17 protein-coding genes are annotated in these 16641 nt (G+C 71.2%); 6 read left to right on the top strand and 11 right to left on the bottom strand.

Annotated features, from left to right (window positions below; all coding sequences use genetic code 11):
* The first annotated feature begins 78 nt into the window (after nucleotides 1-78).
* Nucleotides 79-615, top strand: a complete 537-nt coding sequence (locus tag AB0368_RS21525) for a CGNR zinc finger domain-containing protein (protein WP_366155690.1) — start codon at nucleotides 79-81, stop codon at nucleotides 613-615.
* On the opposite strand, the gene AB0368_RS21520 is transcribed toward AB0368_RS21525, so the two are convergent.
* Nucleotides 602-1423, bottom strand: a complete 822-nt coding sequence (locus AB0368_RS21520) for a sugar phosphate isomerase/epimerase (RefSeq protein WP_366155689.1) — start codon at nucleotides 1421-1423, stop codon at nucleotides 602-604. The two genes, AB0368_RS21525 and AB0368_RS21520, sit on opposite strands and share 14 nt — an antisense overlap.
* A gap of 143 nt (nucleotides 1424-1566) precedes the next feature.
* Between AB0368_RS21520 and AB0368_RS21515 the strand changes: the two genes are divergently transcribed.
* Nucleotides 1567-2409: a hypothetical protein gene (locus AB0368_RS21515; protein ID WP_366155851.1), complete on the top strand. Its 843-nt coding sequence runs from the start codon at nucleotides 1567-1569 to the stop codon at nucleotides 2407-2409.
* 7 nt (nucleotides 2410-2416) lie between these two features.
* Here AB0368_RS21515 and AB0368_RS21510 read toward each other — a convergent pair whose 3' ends face one another.
* A complete protein-coding gene (locus tag AB0368_RS21510) occupies nucleotides 2417-3100 on the bottom strand; it encodes a response regulator transcription factor (RefSeq protein WP_366155688.1) in 684 nt (227 codons plus the stop codon).
* A gap of 28 nt (nucleotides 3101-3128) precedes the next feature.
* A complete protein-coding gene (locus AB0368_RS21505) occupies nucleotides 3129-4385 on the bottom strand; it encodes an ATP-binding protein (RefSeq protein ID WP_366155850.1) in 1257 nt (418 codons plus the stop codon).
* Between the two features lie 254 nt (nucleotides 4386-4639).
* On the opposite strand from AB0368_RS21505, the gene phoU reads away from it, so the two are divergent.
* Nucleotides 4640-5290 (top strand): phosphate signaling complex protein PhoU, encoded by a 651-nt coding sequence (phoU, locus tag AB0368_RS21500; protein WP_366155686.1) that lies wholly within the window; start codon nucleotides 4640-4642, stop codon nucleotides 5288-5290.
* Nucleotides 5291-5356: 66 nt separating this feature from the next.
* On the opposite strand, the gene AB0368_RS21495 is transcribed toward phoU, so the two are convergent.
* Nucleotides 5357-6112, bottom strand: coding sequence for a phosphoglyceromutase (locus tag AB0368_RS21495; protein WP_366155685.1), 756 nt, complete (start codon nucleotides 6110-6112; stop codon nucleotides 5357-5359).
* Nucleotides 6113-6249: 137 nt separating this feature from the next.
* Between AB0368_RS21495 and AB0368_RS21490 the strand changes: the two genes are divergently transcribed.
* Entirely contained in the window at nucleotides 6250-7554 is a 1305-nt protein-coding gene (locus tag AB0368_RS21490; protein ID WP_366155684.1) for an MFS transporter, read from the top strand.
* A 351-nt stretch (nucleotides 7555-7905) separates the two neighbouring features.
* Here the strand turns inward: AB0368_RS21490 and AB0368_RS21485 are convergent, their stop codons facing one another.
* The 3 genes from AB0368_RS21485 to mshA are packed head-to-tail and all read right to left on the bottom strand — an operon-like array spanning nucleotide 7906 to nucleotide 10962.
* A complete protein-coding gene (locus AB0368_RS21485; protein WP_366155683.1) occupies nucleotides 7906-9153 on the bottom strand; it encodes an MFS transporter in 1248 nt (415 codons plus the stop codon).
* A gap of 10 nt (nucleotides 9154-9163) precedes the next feature.
* Nucleotides 9164-9661, bottom strand: coding sequence for a YbjN domain-containing protein (locus tag AB0368_RS21480; protein ID WP_366155849.1), 498 nt, complete (start codon nucleotides 9659-9661; stop codon nucleotides 9164-9166).
* Nucleotides 9658-10962, bottom strand: a complete 1305-nt coding sequence (gene mshA / locus AB0368_RS21475) for a D-inositol-3-phosphate glycosyltransferase (RefSeq protein WP_366155682.1) — start codon at nucleotides 10960-10962, stop codon at nucleotides 9658-9660. Before mshA ends, AB0368_RS21480 begins: the two co-directional genes overlap by 4 nt.
* 94 nt (nucleotides 10963-11056) lie before the next feature.
* On the opposite strand from mshA, the gene AB0368_RS21470 reads away from it, so the two are divergent.
* Together AB0368_RS21470 and AB0368_RS21465 are read left to right on the top strand one after the other, a co-directional pair.
* Nucleotides 11057-11839, top strand: coding sequence for an SDR family oxidoreductase (locus AB0368_RS21470; protein WP_366155681.1), 783 nt, complete (start codon nucleotides 11057-11059; stop codon nucleotides 11837-11839).
* Complete coding sequence (locus AB0368_RS21465) at nucleotides 11839-12603, top strand: class I SAM-dependent methyltransferase (RefSeq protein ID WP_366155680.1); 765 nt, start codon at nucleotides 11839-11841, stop codon at nucleotides 12601-12603. Before AB0368_RS21470 ends, AB0368_RS21465 begins: the two co-directional genes overlap by 1 nt.
* Before the next feature lie 58 nt (nucleotides 12604-12661).
* On the opposite strand, the gene AB0368_RS21460 is transcribed toward AB0368_RS21465, so the two are convergent.
* From AB0368_RS21460 to AB0368_RS21445, 4 genes are all read right to left on the bottom strand, one after another.
* On the bottom strand, nucleotides 12662-14359 hold the full coding sequence (locus AB0368_RS21460; protein WP_366155679.1) for a DNRLRE domain-containing protein: 1698 nt from the start codon (nucleotides 14357-14359) through the stop codon (nucleotides 12662-12664).
* Between the two features lie 267 nt (nucleotides 14360-14626).
* Nucleotides 14627-15028, bottom strand: a complete 402-nt coding sequence (locus tag AB0368_RS21455) for a response regulator (RefSeq protein WP_366155678.1) — start codon at nucleotides 15026-15028, stop codon at nucleotides 14627-14629.
* Between the two features lie 72 nt (nucleotides 15029-15100).
* Entirely contained in the window at nucleotides 15101-15295 is a 195-nt protein-coding gene (locus AB0368_RS21450) for a proprotein convertase P-domain-containing protein (RefSeq protein WP_366155677.1), read from the bottom strand.
* Nucleotides 15286-16593 (bottom strand): S8 family peptidase, encoded by a 1308-nt coding sequence (locus AB0368_RS21445; protein WP_366155676.1) that lies wholly within the window; start codon nucleotides 16591-16593, stop codon nucleotides 15286-15288. The genes AB0368_RS21450 and AB0368_RS21445 overlap by 10 nt, the downstream gene beginning before the upstream one ends.
* Nucleotides 16594-16641 lie beyond the last annotated feature (48 nt).

The following is a 16641-nucleotide window of genomic DNA, read 5'->3' as shown; positions in this document are numbered from 1 at the left end:
TCGCGGCGGAGCCGCCACCACCCGCGCCGGGCGGGCGGAACCATGTTCGTCCGGGACAGGTGAGGTTACGGTTGTCGGGTGAACTTCGATGCGTACGCGCGCACAGCGGTGGAGCTGGTCAACGCGGGCCTCGGCGACCTCGACGGGCTCAGGGCATTGTTCGGCGACGAACTCGCCTGGATGAGCGCCGAGGTCACGGAGAAGGACCTCGCGGTGTTCCGCCGTGCCCAGCGCCGGCTGCGCGACGTCTTCGAATACGGCACCTCGGGCCGGGACACCGAGGCCGTCACCGAGCTGAACGCGCTGCTCGAGGCTCACCCGGTGCAGCCGCGCATCTCCGGCCACGACGCGAGCGACTGGCACATGCACGTGACCAGCCGCGGCGCGTCGGTGAGCGCCGAGTTCCTGGCCGGCGCGGTGTGGGGCCTGTCCGTGTGGCTGTGCGAATACGGCAGCGCCCGCTTCGGTATCTGCGCGGACGAGCGCTGCGGCAACGTCTACCTGGACACGTCGTCGAACAACTGCCGCCGCTTCTGCTCCGAGCGCTGCGCGACCCGCTCGCACGTCGCGGCACACCGGGCCCGCAAGCGCGCCGCGACCCTCACGCCCGCGTAGCCGCCGGGGTCGGGGACTCGGCCGGGGCGAGGTGCCGGCGGGCGAACTCCAGCGACTCCCTCAGGTCCTGCACCCGGACATCGCGGCTGGTCACCTTGCGGGTGGAGACCTCCAGCGCCACCGAGCCCCGGAAACCGTTGCTGGAGAGCGACCGCAGCAGCTCCGCACACGGCTGATTGCCCCTGCCGGGAACCAGGTGCTCGTCGCGGCCCTCGCCGGTGCCGTCGCCGAGGTGGACGTGCTTGAGGCCGGACCCCATGCGCGCGGCCATCTCCATCGAGTCCGTGCGCGCCGCCGCGCAGTGCGAGATGTCCAGCGTGTACGCGTCGTAGCCGGCCTCCGTCGGATCCCATCCCGGCACGTACGGCACGAAGTTCCGGCCCGCCATCCGGACGGGGTACATGTTCTCGATCGCGAAGGTCGTGTCCGGATGCCGGGCCTGCACCTTGGCCAGCCCCGCCGCGAAGTTCCGGGCGTAGTCGCGCTGCCAGGTGAACGGCGGGTGCACCACCACGGTCGGAGCGCCCAGGGTCTCGGCGAGCTCCGCGGCCTTGTTCAGCCGCTCCCACGGGTCCGGGCTCCACACCCGCTGGGTGACCAGCAGGCACGGCGCGTGCACGGAGAGGACCGGCACGCCGTAGTGTTTCGCCAGGCCCTCGAGGGCGCCGGCGTCCTGGCTGACGGCATCCGTCCAGACCATGACCTCGACACCGTCGTAGCCCACCGTCGCCGCCATCTCGAACGCGGCCGCGGTCGGCTCCGGGAAGACGGAGGAGCTGGACAGGAGCACGGGGACGCGGGAAGTCACGCGTCAAGGGTAGACCCGTCCGGCTCGGCTGCCAGTTCCTCGGTCGGTATACATGGGGGCAAACCCGGCCCGCTGCGCACGGGTACGCGGCAGGCGCGCGTACGCTGTCGCAGGTGAGTCGCCGCACCCAGCTCCGCATCGTGATGGACGACGCGGCCGCCGCCCGCGCCCGCGAGGTGACCCTCGACTTTCCTCGCGAATGGATCGAGTTCACCGATCCAGCCGACGACCAGCACGTCGTCCGCGCCGACCTGACGTGGCTGCTGTCGCGCTGGACGTGCGTGTTCGGGTCCGCCTGCCATGGCATCATCGCCGGTCGCGCCCAGGAGGGCTGCTGCTCGCACGGCGCGTTCTTCACCGATGCCGACGACGAGAACCGGACGAAGCGCGCGGCGGCCCGGCTGACGCCCGAGAACTGGCAGCACTACCGCCGGGGTTTCAAGAACTACACCGAGATGGACACCATCGACGGGTCGAAGCCGGCCCGGCGTACGGCCACCCAGACGGACGACGGCCCCTGCGTGTTCCTCAACGACGCCGACTTCCCGGGCGGTGGCGGCTGCGCCCTGCACGCCCAGGCTCTGCGCGACGGCGTGCACCCGCTGACCTACAAGCCGGACGTGTGCTGGCAGCTGCCGGTACGCAGGGAACAGGACTGGACGAAGCGCCCGGACGGCACGAAGTACCTGCTGTCGACGCTGACCGAGTTCGACCGGCGCGGCTGGGGACCGGGCGGGCAGGACCTCGACTGGTGGTGCACCTCGTCCCCGGACGCGCACGTGGGGACCGAGCCGATGTACAAGTCGTACGGGCCGGAGCTCGCTGCGCTCATCGGCCAAGAGGCATACACAGAACTGGCCCGCCTCTGCGATCAGCGCGTTGCCTCAGCAATGGTCGCCCCGCACCCCGCCACCGTCGCCGCCCAAGCATCAGCAGCCCCGAGAAAGCGCGGCGGCCGCGAGCCCGCCGCCCCGCCGCGCTCCTGAGCCGGCATCACGGCTCGAACTTGTATCCCAGACCCCGCACCGTGACGATGTAGCGCGGTGCGCTGGGCTCCGGTTCGACCTTGGAGCGCAGCCGCTTCACGTGCACGTCGAGGGTCTTGGTGTCACCGACGTAGTCCGCGCCCCAGACCCGGTCGATCAGCTGCCCCCGGGTCAGTACCCGGCCGGCGTTGCGCAGCAGCAGCTCCAGCAGCTCGAACTCCTTGAGCGGCAGCTGCACGCCCGCGCCGTCGACCGTCACGACGTGGCGTTCGACGTCCATCCGGACCGGGCCCGCCGCCAGCGTGGGCGTGGTGACCTCGGACGCCTCGGCTCCCTGCCGGCGCAGCACCGCCCGGATGCGGGCGACCAGTTCCCGCGGCGAGTAGGGCTTGGTGACGTAGTCGTCCGCGCCGATCTCGAGCCCGACGACCTTGTCGATCTCGCTGTCCCGGGCGGTCACCATGATGATCGGTACAGCCGACCGCTGCCGCAGTTGCCGGCACACCTCGGTGCCGGACATCTCGGGCAGCATGAGGTCGAGCAGGACGATGTCGGCGCCGGTCCGGTCGAACTGGGTCAGCGCCGAGGTGCCGGTCGGGGCGACCGAGACCTCGAAGCCCTCCTTGCGGAGCATGTACGACAGGGCGTCGGAGAACGACTCCTCATCCTCGACCACGAGCACGCGAGCCAATGGGGGTTCCTTTCCTACTCGCCGGCCGTCAGGCCGAGGGGAGCCCGGCCGCGCCGGACTCGATCTCAATCGCAGCCGGTGACGGCAGCGGGGACTCCGGGGGTCGCGCCGGTAGGCGCAGGGTGAACGTCGAGCCACCGCCGAGTGTGCTGGACACGTCGACGCGGCCGCCGTGGTTGGTGGCGATGTGCTTGACGATCGCCAGGCCCAGGCCGGTGCCGCCGGTGGACCGGGAGCGGGCCTGGTCGGCTCGGTAGAAGCGTTCGAAGATGCGGTCGACGTCGTGCGCGGCGATGCCGATGCCCTGGTCGGTCACGTCGATCTCGACCCACTCGTCGTCCTGGCGCATGGCGAGCGACACCTGGGTGTCCTCCCCCGAGTACGCGATGGCGTTCTCCACGAGGTTGGTCACGGCGGTGGCGATCTGGGTGTCGCTGCCGTACACGGTGGTGCCCTTGGGGCCGGCGTACACGACCTCGATGTGCTTGGCCGCCGCGGTGGTGCGGGTGCGGTCGATCACCTCGGCGATGACCCAGTCCAGGGCCACCGGCTCCGGGGTGGGCAGCGGCTCGGCGCCCTGCAGCCGGGTCAGCTCGAGCAGCTCGTTGACCAGCCGCCCCATCCGGGCGGACTCGTGGTGGATGCGCTCGGCGAAGCGCCGGGCGGCGATGAGGTCCTCGGACCGCGCCTCGGGCGCCGTGTCCGGCAGCTCGGTGGCGTCGAGCAGCGCCTCGGCGAGCAGCTGGAGCGCGCCGATCGGGGTCTTGAGCTCGTGGCTGACATTGGCGACGAAGTCCCGGCGCACCCGCGCGAGGCGGTGCGACTCGGTGACGTCGGCAGCCTCGACGGCGACGTGGGTGGTGTTGAGGGCGACCGCGCGCAGGTGCAGACCGAGCGGGGCCTGAGCGTTGCCGGCGCGACCACGGGGAAGATCGAGCTCGACCTCGCGCCGTACGCCGGTGCGCCGCACCTGGCCGGCGAGGGTCCGCAGGATCGGGTGCGCCGCGATGGTGGCCGGAGCGCCACCGGACCGCAGCAGACCCATGGCCCGCGCCGCCGGGTTGACGAGCACCGGGTTGTCCTCGGCGTCGAGCACGACCACGCCCACCCGCAGCGAGTCGAGGCTCTTGCGGCCGAGTCCCTTGAGCCCGTGCTTACCGCTCGGCTCCTCGTCGATGTCGATCTTTGGTCCCCCCTCGCTCGCACCGGCCGGAAGATCGGCCGCCGTCGCCGGCGTGCCGGGCCTCCGGGAGCGGGACAGCAGCCACCCTCCCACTACGCCCATGACGAGCGCAGCGAGAATGAGTGCGATGCCGTACACCGTCTCCACGCAGCGATCGTAGGGTCATTGTTTACCTGGGTCGCGTAGATAATCGGACAAATCCGGCACGCTTCGAACAATGTTCACCGCCCGGCCCGGCGTCGTTCACCGCCGTTCATGTCCACGCCTCCGGACCCTCCTAGCGTGGCCTCTGCAAGCCCTGCTCACCCAGGCTGCCGACCCCGGTCCGGCCAGCCACGAACCCCCAGGACGAGAACATGCGCGAGGAGTTCCAAGCCGACCTCCACGAGGTCAGTCGCCTGCTGGTGACGATGGCGGAGGCGGTCCGCGCCGCGTTGCGCAAGGCAACCACCGCGCTGCTGACCGCGGACCGGGAGGCCGCCGAGTCCGTCGTCGCCCGCGACGCCGAGGTCGACGAGATCTACCGGCAGGTCGAGACGAAGGTGGCCGACACCATCGCCCGCCAGGCCCCGGTCGCCTCGGACCTGCGCATGGTGATCACGGCCCTGCACATCTCCGCCGACCTCGAGCGGATGGGCGACCTGGCCGAGCACGTCGCCAAGACCGCACTCCGCCGCCACCCGTCCCCGGCCGTACCGGCGGAGCTGCGTCCGGTCTTCCGGCAGATGGCCGAGGTCGCCGACCGGATGGCCGACAAGATCACCACGGTCATCGCCAACCCGGACGCCGAGCTGGCGGCGGAGCTGGAGAAGGACGACGACGCGATGGACGACCTCGAGCGGGACCTCTTCAAGGTCCTGCTCCACGACGACTGGCCCTACGGCGCCGAGACCGCCATCGACGGCGCTCTCCTCGGCCGCTTCTACGAGCGCTACGCCGACCACGCCGTCAACTCCAGCGAACAAATGATCTACCTGATCACCGGCCGGCCGGTAACCCAAGACTGACTACCCACAGGAACACGGAAGCCGGGATGCCACGGGGGCATCCCGGCTTCATTGCGTTCTTCGGTTTCAGCGACCCTGGTTGGCGACGGCAGCAGCGGCCTCTTTGGCGAGCTCGGGGTCGAGGTACGCGCCGCCCGCGGTCACCGGGCGCAGCGCGTCGTCCAGGTCGTAGCGCAGCGGGATGCCGGTCGGGATGTTGAGCTTCGCGATCGCCTCGTCGGAGATCTGGTCGAGGTGCTTCACGATCGCGCGCAGCGAGTTGCCGTGCGCCGCGACCAGCACCGTCTTGCCCTCGCGCAGGTCCGGGACGATCGCGTCGTACCAGTACGGCAGGGCGCGCAGCAGCACGTCCTGCAGGCACTCGGAGCGTGGCTTGAGCTCCGGGGGCAGCGCCGCATAGCGCGGGTCGTCGAACTGCGAGTACTCGTCGGTGTCCTCGATCGGCGGCGGCGGTACGTCGTACGACCGGCGCCAGAGCATGAACTGCTCCTCGCCGTACTGTTCAAGGGTCTGCTTCTTGTCCTTGCCCTGCAGTGCGCCGTAGTGGCGCTCGTTGAGCCGCCAGTGGCGCTTCACCGGGATCCAGTGCCGGTCCGCGGCGTGCAGGGCGATCTCGCTGGTCCTGATGGCGCGGCGCAGCACGCTGGTGTGCACGACGTCGGGCAGCAGCCCGTGCTCCTTCAGCAACTCGCCGCCCCGGCGGGCCTCGGTCTCACCCTTGGCATTGAGGTCGACGTCGACCCAGCCGGTGAAGAGGTTCTTGGCGTTCCACTCGCTCTCGCCGTGGCGCAGCAGCACAAGGGTCCCAGTCATGCCCTCCATTTTGCCGCAGCCCAGGTGGCCCCGTGCGCCGCCCCTCAGTGGCGACCACCACGTGGAAACCGGGCTGCGCGTGCCTCCGAAGATCACTAGGTTGTAAGTCCAGAAGGTTCCAGCGGTGCTTACACGGGGGTACGAGCGTGCGCGCGTTTTTGCGGGAGGCGGCGGGCGGACTGCCCCGACAGTTCTGGTTCCTCTGGACCGGCACGCTGATCAACCGGCTGGGCTCCTTCGTCGTCATCTACCTGGCCATCTACCTCACCCAGGACCTGCACTTCTCGCAGAGCCAGGCGGGCCTGGTGCTGGGTGCGTACGGCGTCGGCGGCGCGATCGGGACCATGGGCGGCGGGGTGCTCACCGACCGCTGGGGGCGGCGCCCGACGATGCTGACCGCCCAGTTCGGCACCGCCGCGCTGATGCTCACGCTCGGCTTCGCCCACGGCTTCTGGCAGCTGCTCGCCGGCGCCTGGCTGCTCGGGATCTTCGCCGAGGGGGTGCGACCCGCGTTCCAGGCGATGATGGTCGACGTGGTCCCGGACCGGGACCGGGTCCGCGCGTACTCGCTCAACTACTGGGCGATCAACCTGGGCTTCGCCAGCGCAGCGATCGTCGCGGGTTTCGCCGCGCAGGTCGACTACCTGCTGCTCTTCGTCGTCGACGCGGGCACCACCCTGATCACCGCCCTGATCACCCTGACCTTCCTGGCCGAGACCCGGCCGGCGCGGGTGGCCGCCCGCCGGGCGCGCGGCGGGCCGGGTCTGGGCACGGTCTTCCGCGACCGCGTGTTCCTGGTCTTCCTCGGCCTGAACTTCCTGATCGTGCTGGTGATCATGCAGCACATGTCGACGCTGCCGATCTCGATGAGCGCCGACGGCCTGAGCCCGGCCACCTTCGGCTGGGTGATCGCGGTGAACGGGCTCATGATCGTCGCCGGCCAGCTGTTCGTCCCGAAGCTGATCGACGGCCACAACCGTTCCCGGGTGCTGGCCCTCGCCACGGTCATCCTGGGCATCGGTTTCGGCCTGAACGCCTTCGCGGGCACGGCCGCGTTCTACGCGATCACGGTGGTGATCTGGACGCTGGGCGAGATGCTGCAGAGCCCGTCCAACTCCGCGCTGGTCGCGGAGCTGTCGCCGTCCCTGCTGCGCGGCCGCTACCAGGGCGTCAACTCGCTCTCCTGGTCGGCCGGGTCGGCGCTGGCCCCGGTCATCGGCGGGTTCGTCCAGCAGCATGCGGGCAGCGCGGTGCTGTGGCTGGGCTGCGCGGTGATCGCCGCCCTGGTGGCCGCCGGCCAGCTGATCTCCGGCCCGGCCCGGGAACGCCGGGCCGCGGAGCTGCGCGTCTCGGAAGGAGTCGTGACGAGCCCCGCCCCGGCCGCGACAGAGACGCTGCACGAGGAGGACGTCACCCCGCCGCGCGAGGTCCGCGTACCGGCCGACGACTGAGGAGTCACACCGGCTCCTCGCGCCGGATCGCGGGGCGCGCAGCACGCCGTAGCCGTCGCCGCTCCAACTGCTGCTTTACGCTCTGTTGACGTCCGCGCACAGGGGGTAGAGCAATGGTCCTTCCGGGCGAGGCGGGGCTCATCCGTGAGGGTGGAGTTGCCTTGTGTGATGGTCCCGACAGATGGCAGTCAGCCAACTGGCTTGTAAGCCTTGACGACCCCAACTAGCGTGGTCGATGGACGCCGAACCGTCAGTTCGGGGAACGGGTCGGCCCTTCGGGGTCGCCGCGGATCGGTGTCCGGGGACGGGTGGCATCAGCCGTTGGGGGACGGCGCGACCCGAGACCGGCGGTTAGTGCGGGCGACGCCTATGGGGATGGGTGTCGCCCGCCGCCGCCGGCGCCAACTCTCTCGCCCTCGCCACTCGTCTCTCCCGTGCCGGGCCCGCGGCCAGGTGCGCACACGCGCCCGCACCGCCGACCGCCGCCAGGATCAGCCAGTGGCCCTCGCCGAAGACCTGCAGGCCGGCCCCGCCGAGCGCCGGCGCCAGGAACGATGCGGCCGGGAACGTCAGGAAGAACACCGCCTGATAGCGGCCGCGCAGCTCGGCCGGGGCCAGCTCCGAATTGATCTCGGCGTTGGGCGGGGCGGCCAGCATCGAGCCGACCGTCCACACCGCCGCGGCCAGCAGGTAGGCGGGCAGGCGGTCGGCCACGGCGAGGGCGGCGAACCCGGCCGCCATCACCGCGAGGGCGACGGCCAGCACCCGGTCCTTGCGGTGCCGGTCGATCACCCGGGGGACGAACAGCTGCCCCATGACGATGAGCAGCCCGCTCAGCGCGGTCAGCAGGCCGTAGTCCGACGGGTCCAGGCCGTCGTCCCGCATGGCCAGCGGCACGATGGTGTTGGTCTGGCTGTAGAGCAGCGCCTGCAGCAGGGTCAGCCCGACGAACACCAGGAAGATCCGGTCGGTCAGGGCGGTGCGCATGCCGCCCGCGGCCGGTTGCGCTCCACCGGCCCGCTGCCGGGTCTCCGGCACCTTCCAGGCGATCAGTACGCCGGTGAGCAGCGTCGACGCGCCGTCGACGAGGAACAGCCCGAGGTAGCTCCACTCCGCCAGCACGCCCGCCAGCAGGGAGGCGCCCGCCATGCCGAGGTTGAACGCCCAGAACTGCAGGTTGAAGGCCCGCGACCGCCTCTCCGCCGGCACCACGTCGATGATTGCCGCGACGAAGGCGGGGCTCGGCATGGCCTGGGCGAGGCCGAGCAGCACGGCCAGCGCCGCGATCACCGGCAGGTTCGTCGTCACCGCCAGCCCCACCAGCAGCGCCGCCGTGACGAAGTGCGAGGCAAGCAGCGTGGAGCGGCGGCCCCAGCGGTCCGTGAGCACGCCGCCGAGCAGGGTTCCGGCCACGCCGCCGATCCCGTACCCGCCGACGATCAGGCCGGCCAGCGCGGCGGAGGCACCGCGCTGGGCGGTGAGGTAGAGCGACAGGAACAGGACCGCGAATCCGCCGACCCTATTGATCAGGAGGCCGGTCCAGAGGTACCAGTACGTCGCGGGCAGCCCTCCGGCCGTGTTCGCCCACCAGTTCCGCACCGGCCCCCGTCTATCCTTCCCGGGCGGCCGGGTCCGCGAAGTGAGCGAACGCCTGGAGGTTGGCCAGGGACTCGCCGCGCTTGACCCGCCAGTCCCATTCGCGGCGGATGGCCGTACCGAAGCCGATCTCCAGCATCGAGTCGAACGACTCGTCGGCGTACGTCAGGACGGCGCCGAGCAGGCGGTCGAGCTCGTCCTCGTCGAGGCCCTTGAGGCTGACCCGGCCGGTCAGGTAGATGTCGCCGGCCTGGTCGATGGAGAAGGAGACGCCGTACATGCGGGCGTTGCGGCGCAGCAGCCAGGCCCACAGCTCCTCGTGCTTCTCGTCGGGGTGGCGCATGACGAACGCCTCGACCCGCAGGGCGTGCTCGCCGACGATCAGGTTGCAGGCGGTCTTGAGCTTGTGCGTGCCGGGCATCGTGACGACCCAGGAAGCCTCGCCGGTGGACTCGCAGGGCAGCTCGCGTTCCGCACACACGCGCTCGATCAGGGCGCCGATGTCGTTCACCACGAGAACGAGCCTGCCAGACGCGCGGCGATCAGTGCACGGTGCTCCGCGACCGCCTCGCGATAGACCCGGAGCAGGCCGGCCGCCGTACGGTCCCAGGAGAACTTCGACGCGTGCCGCACCGCCCCGACCGACAGCCGCAGCCGGCGGCCCGGCGAGCGCAGCAGGCCGGCCAGCACGGTCGCCCAGTCCCCCGGGTCGTGTCCGTCGACGAGGACGCCGCTGACGCCGTCGGTGACCGCGGTGACCAGGCCGCCGACCGCCGCCGCGACGACCGGCGTGCCGCACGCCTGCGCCTCCACGGCGACCAGCCCGAACGACTCGTTGTGCGACGGGACGGCCACCAGATCGGCCGACCGGTAGAGCGCGGCCAGCGCGTCCCCGGTCTGCGGGGGCAGGAAGCGGACCTTGTGGGAGACGCCGAGCGAGGCGGCGAGCTCGATCAGCGAGGTCGGCCGCTCGAGGCCGCTGCCGCTCGGCCCGCCGCAGATGACGACGGTGACGTCCGCGGTCCGCAGCGGGTCCTCCGCCAGCGCCCGGATCAGCACGTCGGGCCCCTTGAGAGGCTGGATGCGGCCGACGAACGCGACCACGTACCCCCGCTCGGGCAGCCCGAGGCGGCGGCGGTCGGCCGTCCGGGAGCCGTCGGGCCGGAACCGGCCCAGGTCGACGCCGGGCTCCACCACGCTGAGCCGGGTGGGGTCGGCGTCGTAGCAGGAGACCAGGTCCTGCGCCTCGAACCGGGTGTTGGCGACCAGCCGGTCGGACTCGGTGATCACCTGCTCCTCGCCGATGACGCGGGCCTTGGGCTCCGGGCGGTCACCGGCGGCGATGAACCTGTTCTTGACCTTGGCCAGGGTGTGCGCGGTGTGCACGTGCGGCACCCCCCAGCGCTCCCGCGCGAGCCAGCCGACCTGTCCCGACATCCAGTAGTGCGAGTGGATCAGGTCGTAGTGGCCGGGCGGGTGGGCCGCCTCGGCGCGCAGGACGCCGTTGGTGAACGCGCAGAGCTGGGACGGAAGCTCTTCCTTCGACAGGCCCTCGAACGGCCCGGCCGTGATGTGGCGCACACTGACACCGGGTGCCATCTCGACCACCGGCGGCAGCTCGCTCGAGGTGGCCCGGGTGAAGATCTCGACCTCGACGCCCAGCGCGGCCAGCCGCTTGGAGACCTCGACGATGTAGACGTTCATCCCGCCGGCGTCCCCCGTGCCGGGCTGTTCGAGCGGTGACGTGTGCACCGAGAGGGTGGCGATACGCCGGGGAGTCGGCCATTGGCCCGCGGCCCGCGGATCAACCACGTCCTGTCCCTTCGAAAGCTTGTTACGCCGTCGTTCATCTTCCCAGGGCGGTAACGCTGAATCCCATTCCAGGCGTCCCGGGGTGACCCATGTCATGAGGCAGGATCGAGGCATGGTGCAGAAGAAGATCGCCGTTGTCACCGGAGCGTCCAGCGGCATCGGTGCGGCCACCGCCCGCCGCCTGGTCGCCGAGGGGTTCCACGTGGTCGCCGCGGCCCGCCGCGCGGACCGGCTGGAGGCCTTCGCCAAGGAGGCCGGGTCCGCGTCAGCCACCGCCGTGGCCTGCGACGTCACGTCCGACGAGTCGGTGGCCGGGCTGGCCGCCGCGGTCGCGGAGCTGGGCGGGGACGTCACCCTGCTGGTCAACAACGCGGGCGGCGCCCGCGGGATGGATCCGGTCGCCACCGGGTCGGTCGACGACTGGCAGTGGATGTACGACGTCAACGTGCTCGGCACCCTGCGCGTCACCAAGGCCCTGCTCCCCGCCCTCGAGGCGAGCGGCGCGGGCACCGTCGTCACGGTCGGCTCCACCGCCGCCTTCACGGTCTACGAGGGCGGCAGCGGCTACACGGCCGCCAAGCACGCTCAGACCGCCCTGGTCGGCACCCTCCGGCTCGAGCTGGCGGGCAAGCCCGTACGCGTCATCGAGATCGACCCGGGCATGGTGCACACCGAGGAGTTCTCCCTCAACCGCTTCGGCGACCCGGACCGGGCCGACGCGGTCTACGCCGGGGTCAAGGACCCGCTGGTCGCCGACGACATCGCGGACTGCATCGCGTGGACCGCCACCCGCCCGCAGCACGTCAACGTCGACCGGCTGGTGGTCCGCCCGATCGCGCAGGCCGCCCAGCACAAGGTCGTCCGCGAGCAGCGCTGATGACCAGGCCACTCGGAGCCGTCACGCGGGGTACCACCAACCCCAATCGGCTGCGCCGGGTGGACAACTTCATCGCGTTCCGCTGCGGGGAGCTGCTGGCCACCGCGGCGGCACCGCTCGTGATCGACCTGGGTTACGGCGCGACGCCGATCACGGCGATCGAGCTGCGGGCCCGGCTGGCCTCGGCGGTCCGTCCGGACCTGGCGGTGGTCGGTCTCGAGATCGATCCGGTACGGGTGTCAGCAGCGCAGCCGTACGCCGCCCCGCCCCTGCTCGAGTTCCGCCGCGGCGGCTTCGAGCTGGCCGGCCTGCGCCCGAACGTGGTCCGGGCGTTCAACGTCCTGCGCCAGTACGCGGAGGACGAGGTCGCCGCCGCCTGGCGAACGATGACCGCGACGGGCGCGGTGCTGGTCGAGGGGACGTGTGACGAGCTGGGCCGGATCGCCACCTGGGCGGTGGTCGAGGCGGGCGCCGCCCGGACCCTCACCCTGTCGGCGCGACTGTCCCACCTGGACCATCCGGCGACGTTCGCCGAGCGGCTGCCGAAGGCGCTGATCCACCACAACGTGCCCGGCCACCCGGTGCACGACCTGCTCGCGGCGCTGGGCGCGGCATGGGAGGCGAGCGCCACCCCGTTCGGGCCACGCCAGCGCTGGCTCGCGACCGTCGAGCGGTTCCGGTCCTCGTGGCCGGTCCTGGACGGGCCGGCACGGTGGCGCCGCGGCGAGCTCACCGTGCCCTGGCCGTCTCCGGGACCGCAATGACGGAACGGGCCGGCCTCCATGCGGAGACCGGCCCGTTCCTCGGGGGGCGCGCGAAGCCTTACTTGGTGATGGTCACGTCGAACATCGGGTCCGCGGCGACCGTCTTGAACGCGGCCAGGGCGGAGGCGGTGGAGTCGACCGAGATGTCGCGGTCACCCTCGTCGTCGTTCTTGGTGTCGAAGTAGACGACGGCCTTGACCTGCGGGTGAGCCTTCAGCTCCGGGATGACGGTGTTGAACGCCGGCGCCTTGTCCACGATGGTCTTGGTGCGGTGGTACATGCCCCACTCGGCGACCATGATCGGCTTGGTCGGGTGGTTGGTGACCGACCAGTCGTACCAGCCGAGGCCACCGCCGGACGGCTTGCGGTCGAGGATGTCGCCCATGTCGCCGTAGTGGTAGTAGCCCTTCTCGACGCTGACGTACGAGTCCAGGCCGACCCAGTCCACGACGTCGTCACCCGGGTAGAGGTCCTTCCACCACGACTGCGCCATCCACTTCTCGTTGCCCATGTAGGCGACCACGTTGATCGCGTTGGTGACGCCGTTGGCGCGCAGCCGGGTGATGACGTAGCGGTACATCGCGGCGTAGTCCTTGGCCGTCATGCCCGAGCCGGCGGTGTTGTTGACGTCGTTCTCCGGCTCGTGGTGCAGGGCCAGGAAGAACTTCTGGTTGTAGGTCTTCTTCACGTACGCCGACCACGCGTCGATCCGCGCGTCCTGGCCACCGGCGGCGACCTTGGCCCACGAGGTGCCGTACGCGACCTTCCAGTTCAGCAGCAGCACCCGCGGGTGGGCCGGGTCCTGGGTCATCGCGATCTCGGACTTGGTCGGGAACATCTCGTTGCCCTTGTGGTACGTGTGGAAGATCGCCGCGGTCCGGCCGGTGGTGGCCTCCCACTCCTTCAGCGCCTGGTCGCGCGGGGCGTCGGTGAAGCCGCCGGCCGCCGCGCCCCAGAGCACGCCGCACGAGGGCACCAGCAGCGCGTCGGTGGCGCAGCCGGTCGCGGGAGGCGTCATGGTCGGCGGCACCGTGGTCGGCGCGGTGGTCGGAGCCGTGGTCGGCGGGGTGGTGACCGGTGCGGTCGTCGGCGGCACCGTCGTCGGCGCGGTGGTGGGGACCGTGGTCGGCGCGGTGGTCGGGGCCGTGGTCGGCGCCGTGGTGACGGGGGCCTTGGTGGGCGCGGTCGTCGGGGTGGTCGCGGCCGGCTTCTTCACGGTCAGCAGCAGCTCAGGGCCGCCGCCGGTGACGTCGCCGTACTCCAGCGAGCGAATCCGGGTGACGCCTGTCGTGGCCGCCGACTTCAGCGCGAACGCGTACGTGCCCGACTTGGTGACGACCTTGGACAGGTCGAAGACCAGGGTGGTGTCGGTGATCCGGGGCTTGATCGAGGCGATCGCCGCGCCGGGGACCGGGGCGTTCGCCGCGGTGAGGGTCTTCTCGGTCCAGCCGGTCGAGACCCGGTGGATGCTCAGCGTGGCGGCGATCGGCTTGCTCTCCAGCGGCAGCCGCAGCTCCGCCCGGGCCACGGTGGTGCCGGCCGCGATCTTCGGCGCGAACTTCAGATACGAGAACTTCGTCTCGCCGCCGTCCTTGCCGACGACCAGCTTGTCCGCCTGACCGAAGTTGGCCGTCCGGCGCATGCTCGACGTGTACGAGTCGTCGGTGCTGAAGACGCTCACGGTCGAAGTGGTGGTCGCGGCGTTCGCAGTGCCCGCCAGCGCGAAGCCCGCGCCCATGGCGACCGCACCCGTCACGGCAACGCCGATCATCCTTCGCCTGGCAGTCACGTCGAGTCCCCCTGTATGTCAATGAATCGCTGTCTGACATCCAGGTTCGACAGGGGCGGGTGCCGCTCCGGCTTGCAATCGGGTGCAGCCCAGGTGCCGCTCCCCCGGCCGGGGGCAGGGCGGCAAGGGGCGGTGCGGATGAAGGGCTTTTCGGCCGATGTCGCGCACCCGGCCGGACATGCGAAAGCGCCGCCGGACAGTGGTCCGGCGGCGCCTAGGGGTACTGCGGGTGGATCAGCTGGTGGGTGCCTTCTCGGCCAGGATCAGCCGCAGGGCGTCCAGCAGCACGTCGGAGGTGAACGGCTTCTTGACCAGCAGGGCGTCCTCGCCGATCAGGCCCTTCGTGACGGCGATGTCCTTGGGCAGGCCCGAGATGTAGACGACGCCCATGTCCGGACGCAGTTGCATGCAGCTGCGGGCCATCTCGCCCCCGGAGACGCCGGGCAGGCCCAGGTCCGTGACCAGCACATCGATGATGCCGGGGTGTTCCTGGCAGACCGTCACGGCCTGGTCGGGATCGCCGGCGACCAGCGTCGCGAAGCCCCGGCGCTCGAGCATCCGCCGCATGATGTCACGCAGGTCCTCCTCGTCGTCCACGACGAGGACGGTGGGGCGCTCTTCCGAAACTTCCGACATCGAGAGCCTCCTGACAGCGGTGTGACGTTCACGCTAACCGCGAGCTCTAGCCCGGGTGCCGCTTTCCGGCAATCAGAGCCTGAGCTGCCACTCGTCCAGAACGCCGGTCGTGGTGCCGTAGGTGTCCTTGACCTGGAGCGACCATTTGCCGTTGCGCGGGGTGCCGGACAGGTCGATCGGGTACGTCTGCGCGATGTCGGCCTTCTTGTCGGACTTGTCGGCCGACTTGAGCGTGTACGTGACGCCGTTCGGGCTGGTCAGGGACACGACCAGCGAGCCACGGTACGCGTGCAGCACCGCTCGAAGGGCCCACAGGCGGTGGTCACGACCGGATCCGCGCTTGTGTCGGTGTTGAGGAAGCCGGTCTGAAGCAGCCCGCCGACCGACCCCTTGCCCGGGCTCCGCACCGTGTCCATGGCCGCGTTGTCGACCAGCGCGGCCCGGACCTGCGCCGGCGACCAGGCCGGGTGCGCCGCGGCGACGAGGACGGCGGCACCGGCCACGTGCGGGGTCGCCATCGAGGTGCCGCTCATGATCGCGGTCGCGGTGCTGGACGACGCGGCGGCCGAGGTGATCTTCACGCCCGGCGCGAAGATGTCCAGGCACGAGCCGTAGTTCGAGAAGGACGCGCGCGTGTCCGTGCTGTCCGTCGCGCCGACCGTGATGGCGTTCGGCGCGGAAGCGGGCGAGTAGGCGCAGGCGTTCCGCCCGTCGTTGCCGGCGGCGACCGCGTACGTGATCCCCGCCGCGATCGACCTGGCCACCGCGCCGTTGAGGGCCGAGCTGACCGGTCCGCCGACGCTCATGTTGACCACGGCCGGCCGGACCGCGTTCTTGGTGACCCAGTCGACGCCCGCGATGATCGCCGAGTAGGGCCCCTTTCCCGCACAGTTCAGCACCCGTACGCCGACGAGCTTGACGTCCTTCGCGACGCCGTACGTCCGGCCGCCGACGGTGCCCGCCACGTGCGTACCGTGGCCGTTGCAGTCCTGGGCGACGCTGTCGTTGTCGATGAAGTCCCGGCCGTTGCGCGCGCGGCCGCCGAACTCGCTGTGCCCGATCCGGATGCCGGTGTCCAGGACGTACGCGGTCACGTTCGACGCCGAGCGGTAGGTGTAGGTCTTCGAGAGCGGCAACTCCGGCTGGTCGAGCCGGTCGAGACCCCAGACCGCGTTCGTCTGAGTCTTGACGTCGGCGAGCGTGACCACCGCGTCCTGCTCGACGTAGGCGACGGCGGGGTTGGCGGCGAGGCGGCGGGCCTCCAGCGCGCTCATGCCCGTCTGGAAGCCGCGTACGGCCGACGAGTAGCTCGCGCGCACCTGGCCGCCGTACCGCCGGGTGAGCTGGCGCGACACCGCCGGCACCTCGGTGGCCCCGTCCTTGAGCACGACGATGTAGCTGCCGCCGATCGCGTCGGCCGTCGCGGCGCGGACGGTGCCGAGGGGCAGGGCGGCGGGCGTTCCGGCCGAGGCCGTACCCGCGACGCCGGTCACCGCAGCCACGGTGGCCAGGCCGGTGGTCAGCGCGAGGCGTGCGGCGCGGCGCCGCCCGTCGTTGCAGATCATTTCCGGGTCCCCTCATCCGTCCGCGGGACATAGCCGGCGGAGCCAGGC

Origin of the sequence: Actinoplanes sp. NPDC051475 (assembly GCF_040689425.1) — a bacterium.
GTDB lineage: Bacteria > Actinomycetota > Actinomycetes > Mycobacteriales > Micromonosporaceae > Actinoplanes.
Note: the sequence above shows the minus strand (reverse complement) of the source record. Positions and strands in the feature narration are given on the sequence as shown.

What these genes read in the sequence shown, in the direction of transcription:
- AB0368_RS21495 (WP_366155685.1), bottom strand. Translation starts at nt 6,112, where the DNA reads ATGGAGGGCATGACTGGGACCCTTGTGCTGCTGCGCCACGGCGAGAGC.
- AB0368_RS21445 (WP_366155676.1), bottom strand. Translation starts at nt 16,593, where the DNA reads ATGATCTGCAACGACGGGCGGCGCCGCGCCGCACGCCTCGCGCTGACC.
- AB0368_RS21470 (WP_366155681.1), top strand. Translation starts at nt 11,057, where the DNA reads ATGAGGCAGGATCGAGGCATGGTGCAGAAGAAGATCGCCGTTGTCACC.
- AB0368_RS21465 (WP_366155680.1), top strand. Translation starts at nt 11,839, where the DNA reads ATGACCAGGCCACTCGGAGCCGTCACGCGGGGTACCACCAACCCCAAT.
- AB0368_RS21515 (WP_366155851.1), top strand. Translation starts at nt 1,567, where the DNA reads ATGGACGACGCGGCCGCCGCCCGCGCCCGCGAGGTGACCCTCGACTTT.
- phoU (WP_366155686.1), top strand. Translation starts at nt 4,640, where the DNA reads ATGCGCGAGGAGTTCCAAGCCGACCTCCACGAGGTCAGTCGCCTGCTG.
- AB0368_RS21505 (WP_366155850.1), bottom strand. Translation starts at nt 4,385, where the DNA reads ATGGGCGTAGTGGGAGGGTGGCTGCTGTCCCGCTCCCGGAGGCCCGGC.
- AB0368_RS21455 (WP_366155678.1), bottom strand. Translation starts at nt 15,028, where the DNA reads ATGTCGGAAGTTTCGGAAGAGCGCCCCACCGTCCTCGTCGTGGACGAC.